The 7,802-nt window shown below is 39.0% G+C and carries 5 protein-coding genes and 1 pseudogene; 4 read left to right on the top strand and 2 right to left on the bottom strand.

What is annotated here, in order from left to right; genetic code table 11:
* The 4 genes from argF to C1I60_RS23300 all read left to right on the top strand — a co-directional run.
* Positions 1 to 860: ornithine carbamoyltransferase (gene argF, locus C1I60_RS23315; protein ID WP_137063907.1), on the top strand; the 860-nt coding region annotated here is incomplete at its 5' end.
* Between the two features lie 70 nt (positions 861 to 930).
* On the top strand, positions 931 to 2,346 hold the full coding sequence (gene arcD, locus C1I60_RS23310) for an arginine-ornithine antiporter (RefSeq protein ID WP_137063897.1): 1,416 nt from the start codon (positions 931 to 933) through the stop codon (positions 2,344 to 2,346).
* Positions 2,347 to 2,382: 36 nt separating this feature from the next.
* Positions 2,383 to 3,351 carry a carbamate kinase gene (gene arcC, locus C1I60_RS23305; RefSeq protein WP_137063896.1) on the top strand — a complete coding sequence of 323 codons (969 nt, stop codon included), beginning with the start codon at positions 2,383 to 2,385 and terminating at the stop codon, positions 3,349 to 3,351.
* A 177-nt stretch (positions 3,352 to 3,528) separates the two neighbouring features.
* On the top strand, positions 3,529 to 4,218 hold the full coding sequence (locus C1I60_RS23300; RefSeq protein ID WP_137063895.1) for a Crp/Fnr family transcriptional regulator: 690 nt from the start codon (positions 3,529 to 3,531) through the stop codon (positions 4,216 to 4,218).
* Positions 4,219 to 5,191: 973 nt separating this feature from the next.
* Here the strand turns inward: C1I60_RS23300 and C1I60_RS23290 are convergent.
* Both C1I60_RS23290 and C1I60_RS26015 read right to left on the bottom strand, forming a co-directional pair.
* Positions 5,192 to 5,737 carry a hypothetical protein gene (locus C1I60_RS23290; RefSeq protein ID WP_137063894.1) on the bottom strand — a complete coding sequence of 182 codons (546 nt, stop codon included), beginning with the start codon at positions 5,735 to 5,737 and terminating at the stop codon, positions 5,192 to 5,194.
* A pseudogene (locus tag C1I60_RS26015) lies at positions 5,737 to 7,802 on the bottom strand (hypothetical protein); the annotation flags it as partial. The pseudogene C1I60_RS26015 and the gene C1I60_RS23290, both read right to left, overlap by 1 nt.

Below are 7,802 nucleotides of genomic sequence, written 5' to 3'. Positions count from 1 at the left end.
TGGAAGGAAAAAATATAGCTCTTTTATTTGAAAAAACTTCTACTCGTACACGGTGCGCATTTACAGTAGCTTGTACAGATTTAGGCGCGCATCCCGAGTATTTAGGTAAAGGTGATATTCAGCTTGGTAAAAAAGAATCCGTAGAAGACACGGCGAAAGTGTTGGGCCGCATGTTTGACGGAATTGAGTTCCGCGGCTTCACTCATAAAACAGTGGAATCTTTAGCTGAGAATTCGGGTGTACCGGTGTGGAACGGTCTAACGGATATGTGGCATCCGACCCAAACGCTCGCGGATTTATTAACCATCCAAGAACACATAGGGGACTTACGAAATGTGAAGCTCGTTTATGTTGGCGATGGCCGAAACAATGTTGCTAACAGCTTATTAGTTGGTGGTTCAATCGTTGGAATGGAAGTTCGGATTTGTGCGCCAAAATCATTATGGCCGGCAAAAGAAGTCATTTATTTGGCCAAAAAATTTAGTGACCGGGTAATGGTAACCAGTAGTATTGAAGAGGCTGTTGCGGGCGCAGATGTAATCTACACAGATGTTTGGGTATCTATGGGGGAAGAGGATAAATTTGCTGAACGTATTGAACTGCTTTCACCTTATCAAGTAAATATGCAACTGATTGAAAAAACGGGGAATAATGATGTTGTATTTTTACATTGTTTACCTGCATTTCATGATCTGGAAACAACGTGTGGGAAGGAAATTTACGAAAAACATGGATTGAGAGAAATGGAAGTAACCGATGAGGTATTCCGCAGCAAGCATTCAAAAGTATTCGATCAAGCTGAAAATAGAATGCATACCATTAAAGCGGTTTTAGCAGCTACTTTAGGAAATATGGAGTAAAGAAGGAATTAATCTTCCTTCTTTCTCTCTCTTTCCTTAACACTATCAAATAGAGAGAGGTGAGCGTAGTGTGGATGAAGAAAAGAAACTAGGATTATTTACTTTAACAGCTCTTGTTGTCGGTTCGATGATAGGCGGTGGAGCATTTAACTTGGCAAGTGATATGACCAAAGAAGCTGCCGCCGGAGCAATTATTATTGGGTGGATTATCACAGGAATCGGAATGATTGCACTTGGATTATCCTTTCAGAATTTAACTAAAAAAAGACCGGATTTGGATGGTGGTATTTTTAGTTATGCAAAAGCTGGATTTGGAAATTTTATGGGATTTAATAGTGCGTGGGGGTATTGGGTAGCCGCATGGCTTGGTAATGTAGCTTACGCAACCTTACTATTTAGTTCATTAGGTTATTTTTTTTCAATTTTTGGTGGGGGTCAAAATATAGCATCGATTATTGGTGCGAGCATCTTGCTCTGGTGTGTTCACCTGCTGATTTTACGAGGCGTACAATCGGCAGCGCTTATAAACCTAGTAACTACAATCGCGAAATTAGTACCAGTGTTTGTGTTTATTATTGTGGGAATCTTTGCCTTTCAAATCAATGTATTCGTAGACGGATTTTGGGGACAAGGCGGTACTTTTACTTGGGGGGCGGTAGGCAGCCAAGTTAAAAGCACAATGCTTGTAACTGTCTGGGTATTTACTGGTGTTGAAGGGGCTGTTGTTCTATCCAGCCGTGCAAAAAATAAAAGTGATGTCGGGAAAGCGACAGTCATTGGATTGATAGGAACACTTATTATTTACGTATTGATTACATTGTTATCTCTCGGGCTTATGCAGCAAGCGGATATTGCTAATTTAAAAAATCCAGCTATGGCCTATTTATTTGAACGTGTTGTTGGAAAATGGGGCGCTACATTTATTAACCTGGGTTTGGTTATTTCCGCCTCAGGCGCTTGGCTAGGGTGGACTTTACTCGCTTCTGAAATTCCATATTTAGCCGCTAAAGATGGTTTGTTTCCAAAGTGGTTTGCGAAAGAGAATAAAAATAAAGCCCCTGTAAATTCATTATGGATTACAAATGGTTTAATTCAACTTTTTTTATTAACCTTCATTATTTCGGATAAAGCCTATAATTTTGCATTTTCTCTGGCATCCTCTGCTATTTTAATTCCTTATGTGTTTTCAGCGTTTTATCAATTGAAGTATAGCTTGCGATCAAAAGAAAAAGACCGAACCATCAATATAGTCACTGGTATAGTTGCAAGTATTTATGTAATTTGGTTAGTTTATGCGGCTGGGTTAGATTATTTGTTATTAGCTATGGCCTTATATGCACCAGGTATTTTCATCTATTATAAGCTGCAAAAGCAAAATAATCCAAAGCGAGTATTTACTCAGGTGGAACTGATATTATCAGTTGCTATTGCTGCTTTGGCAGTGTTCACAATCTATGAATTAGTTACGGGGAATATTGCGATTTGAAGTTTTTGGAAATTAAAACAATTGGAGGGTTTAAGTATGGCACGAAGAAAAATTGTAGTGGCACTAGGCGGAAATGCTATACAATCCGGTAACGCTACGGCAAAGGCACAACAAGAAGCATTAGAAAAAACAGCGGAGCAACTTGTAAAAATAATAGAAAATGATGTGGATGTCGTAATTGTCCATGGGAATGGTCCGCAAGTAGGAAATATTTTATTACAGCAAAAAGCGGCGGAATCGGAAAAAACCCCCGCAATGCCGTTGGATACTTGTGGTGCAATGAGCCAAGGAATGATTGGCTATTGGATGGGAAATGCGATTGCAAAAGTATTGAGAAAGCAGAGTATAAATAAAGATGTGGTAACAATCGTAACAAGAGTGGTCGTCGATGAAAAAGATGAAGCATTTAATAATCCCACAAAACCAATAGGGCCTTTTTATACAGAGGACGAAGCAAGAAAGTTAATGAAGGAAACAAAAGTGGTATTTAAAGAAGATGCAGGAAGAGGATGGAGACGAGTTGTACCGTCACCAGCACCTGTAAGCATTCTTGAATATAAAGTGGTTGATTCTCTGGTGAAGGATGGGAATATCGTCATTGCTGTTGGAGGTGGCGGGATTCCGGTAATTCATTCTAAAGAGGGATTAACAGGGACAGAAGCGGTTATTGATAAAGACTTTGCCGCTCAGAAATTAGCTGAATTAGTAGGTGCCGATACGCTTGTCATTTTAACTGCGGTTGATTTTGTGTATGTGAATTTTAATAAGTCCAATCAAAAAAGGTTAGAGTTTGTAACCGTTGATGAATTAGAAGGATATATAAAGGAACAGCATTTTGCAGCGGGAAGTATGCTTCCCAAAATTGAAGCTGCTATTCATTTTGTTAATACAAATTCAGAACGAAAAGCCATTATTACTTCTTTAGAGAAGCTATATGAAGCATTGGAAGGAAATGCAGGCACGGTTATTTCTAAACAAGAGGGATCTGTGCATTGTATAAAATAACATTAAAAAATACTGTTCTTTAAACAATATGGTCGAGTTTGGGCTGATCTTTTCTCCCGAATTCGGCCTGCTTGTTTCATTGGTCATTTATAGTTTATGGAGAGCTAAATTGCTCAGTACATAGGATAAATGATAAAATTCGTATTAATTCTATTATAGTACAAGAGAGGTGGATTTATGAATAAACGGAATGTAGTGGAAAATTTAAAACAGTTTAATTTATTTGCTGATTTATCAGAAAAAAAATTAAAAAGCTTAAGAGAGTTTGTCTATTGGCGAACTTATAAGAAGGGTCAATTCTTATTTTTAGAAGGGGATTCAAGGGAACGAATTTACCTTATGCTAGATGGCTTTGTAAAGTTAGAGCGGGTAAATCAAAGTGGAAATTTAGTATATGAGGACTATGTAAAACGATATTCAATTTTTCCTTATGGCGGTATGTTTACAGATAAAAGATACGATTACTCGGCAGAAGCACTGACAGATGTAGATGTATATTATATTCCTACGGCGATTTTTGAAGATATGTTGAAAGCCAATCAAAAACAATTAATATTTGTTGTTCAGCAGTTTTCTTTAATCTTAAAACTTCATGAACATCGTATACAATATATTACAATCCCCAATGCACAAGATCGGGTAATTCAGTCACTTAATTATTTAAGGCAGGATTTAGGGGAACAAAACGGTGAAGAGATTGTCATTTCGTGTCCACTGACAACAATCGGAATTTCTAAAATATCCGGAACGTCTCGTGAAACGGTTAGCGGTGTGTTAAATCAGTTAAAGAAAGATAATATTATTACAGTTTCAGGTAAAAAAATTATAATACGTGACCCAACTTATTTTGAGGAAATCTCTATATGAAAATAAAGATGAACGTCTTCAAAAAGAAGTCGTTCATCTTTTTGAATAACATCCTTCTGCAGCTGCATTCGAACGTTGCTCGTTTGAAATCGGAACAGCCATGATCCCATCGTCGAGAGGACGAATTATATTACTCAGCCATTCTTTTGGCTTCAACAGGTGGGATGGCCAGCAGTTCTTATTTGCTGTTTACTACTTCCATGCCGTAATGATCGATATAATATTCCAATAAACCGGTTTTTACTTTAAGTAATACATAGCCGTCGCCACCGTTTTCTAACACACCTTTATTTTGATTCAGAATTATTGTCCAATTAGTTCTAAGATTTGTGTGTAAGCATTTCTATAATGATCGGGGTTAGGATCTTCTCCTATTATTTTGGGCACGTCAAAGTCAGACAGCGTGAAATGGTGTTTGGGTTGAACTTCATGCCTTGCTAAGCTGTTTTGTGTCTAGCTTGTTGCAGTGTACGATCTGCTTTTAAAATGTAAACCTAAAAAATCTTAGGATATTACGATCAATAGGCTAGAGAATATTTGTGGAGTGCTTGACGGGAAGGATCAAGCGAATTCCGTCTTTTACTCCTTCCATATAGATGGCTGTTTGTGTTGGCTTAACTGATCGCCTATGGATTCTTCCCATACAGATAGCAGATGTTGAATATCCTCGTTTTGGTTGGTTTTGAACTGATCCATTTGAGTAAATAGGTGCTCGTCTTCTGTTGAACATGATACTTGTTGCTTACTAGTGAGTTCTAATTGATAAAATAGCTGTAATGCCTCTTGAAACTAATCTAGCCAATTTGACATATTATTTCCCTCCCATTGTTGAAGTGTGTGTATGGTACTTTGATGGGGAGGGATGGCAAGCCATAGTTTTTGTGTAGCAGTTAATAACCTGCTAATGCTGATAATTTGCAGACTCCGATTATACAATGGATAACTAATATGGAATCTCACAAGTCTATCGCTTCTATAGGTAGCTACTGACAATTCTCTCAATTTGATTAGCATCACTACTGTCAGGCTCAGTTATCAGTAACCTTAAAATTATCTCTGTAACCTTAGAAAATGTCATTTTGCTTGATCCCACTTCACTGTGAGCTCCTAAATAAAATTCTAAATCACCACTAGGGAATTGAGATATCTCTTGAATCACTTTTTTTGCGGAAAAGGTGACTTCTTCAGCATACTCCCAAGGTATCCCGACAAAGACACTATCCGATTTCATTGCAATATGATCATTTAATGGCTCATCCTCATCCATACCAACACTGACACTAATATTTACGGTATTTTCATTGTTTGGAGTAAATCTAACACCTAAAAATGCGTAATTACTCATATCACGACGAGAAAGTAAAAGTTCAAGAGCGAGTTGAGAAGGTTTAATATCAATATTTTGTTGTAATTGAATAGAAGTTGATATTTTATCAATAACCTTAAATTCTAATTCAGGGAGATCCTTTATCCAAATTCTCCCTCTACGATTCTGCCCTAAATTATTTAACGTAATCATTATTCTATCCCCCAGAACTTTCTCCAGTTTTTATTAAAAATTTCTGGCATTGATTTGATAATATCAGGGTGATACACACTGAAGCGTGAGACATCATATTTTTGAAGTGCCATCTCATGAGCAGTGTCATAATCGATCCCTTTTTTCATCATAGTTGATTCGGAAACCTCATGCATATAAAAACTTGCATCTGCGCCTGATATTTTCTTTTTGTTAGCTAGTGCATCTTCAAGCCTTTTGATCATAACTGTATTTTCAGGGAAATCTTCAAAATTAGACGAAAGATGTTTTTTAACAATGTTTAATCCTTTTTCTGATACATTCAGTTCTTTTCCCTCTAATTTACCTAACCCTTGACCTGATGTACCATTGTGTGATGAGTTATAAGCCCCTGTTTTACGTGAAACTGCGGGTGGTTCAATAGGTTCAGAAAGCGTAGGCTTTCCGATTTCCAATTCTTTAACGGTAGACTTTGGAACTTTAATTGATTTAGAAGGTATCTTTATATTCCTGCCAAATTTAGCACCGTATAAACTTCCAACCATCTGAAATTCAGAAAATACACTACTAATAATAATCGCATTTGCCTGCCATTTTGGTATTTCTTCTCCTGTCCAATAGTTCTTTCCTTCTCTTGCTGCTTTAATTTGTTCTACGAAAATATCCACATTTTCTGGTTCGTGATGTAATTTGATTTCTCCATTTTTGATAGCTTCGTTATAGGCAAGAGAAGCTTGTGCAGCTTTCTGATCGGTAACTCCATTTTTACTGAGGACCCACATAGTACCCATAAATTTTTTATCATACTCATCAAAATTATAGGATACTTTGGCTTTTTCAGCTGCCATGTAGCTGTCATAATTGGCTCTCCAGCGTTGTCTTAGATCTACAGGGATCTGCTGATACGCATGAGCCATGACATTCGATTCTTTCAGCAAGTTCTTAACCAGCTCTAATGGGCCACCGGAATGCGCTATATGACGCGCACTTGTATATGCTTTTCCTAAAATCCACTTGCTATAATAGGCTTGTCTCGCTTGCTCATGCTCGTATTGACTAATCAATCCCTGAAGGGCTAAACCAGCCAAGTATTTCAACGGATGAATTCCGCTCCCCTTACTGTTTCCTCCAATCGTAGGTGTTCCTTTGCCCCGAACTGGGATCGATGCAGTTGCTTGCAAAACAGTTGCTGCTACTTTACCTGCGGGTCCACCAACCGTATTTAACATCACACTAGCCACTTTTCCCATCACTGGAATAGAGCCTAATAGCTTGGATACTGTCCCCATCAAGGCATTCGCCTGTTTAAGCTCTGCTGGACTGGTGATTTTTGCTTTAGGGATAGAGGCTTGGCTGTTAGATGCATCCTTGGCTGCTGATTGAGCTGTCTCATAGGCTTTGATGCTCATCAGTGGCGGCTCAGGCACAGGAGGGAGGTCAGCTACGAAAACAGGTGCCTTCACTGTACCTTCCTGATAAATCACTGGAGCTTTGGTATCCGTCTCACCATCCAGTACCATGCTGCTGGCTCCGCCTTTCAGATACAGTGCCGTTCCAGCTTCGAGTGATAGCTCCTCACCTGCGTCGAGCTTCACGTGACCACCCTGAATCTGTACATTCCCCGGACTGTTGATGGTGATGCCGTTACCTTCATGCAGTGTAATCGAAAATCCATCCGAGGTAGAAAGGGTCAGTTCTTGCTCAGACATTTCTACGCCGCTACCTTGCACATGTTGCCATATCTTCACATTCGGCTGTCCATTTGCGTGGTGTTGTTGTCGTAGCGAATCCGTTACATAGGCATCCTGTTCGCGGTGTGTAGGCAGATACAGTTCTACTTGTTCACCGATTTCAGGCATATCGTACCAACCGCTATGTTCTTCGGCTACATATCGAGTCGCTACAGGAAACCAGCAGGCTTTGGCAGGATCTTGCTTCGGGTCGATGTCCAGTTGAAGTTGTACGAAATCCTGTTGTACCTTCAGCACCGTTCCCGTGAGTGAAATCCCGGTGGCCTGATCGTTTTCATACCGGGCATAGCGAATATTCTGTTCCGCTTGGAGAT

The sequence above is a fragment of the Paenibacillus terrae genome (assembly GCF_005217525.1).
GTDB classification, from domain to species: domain Bacteria; phylum Bacillota; class Bacilli; order Paenibacillales; family Paenibacillaceae; genus Paenibacillus; species Paenibacillus terrae_C.
The sequence above is the reverse complement of the archived record's forward strand: the minus strand, read 5'-3'. Positions and strand labels throughout refer to the sequence as shown.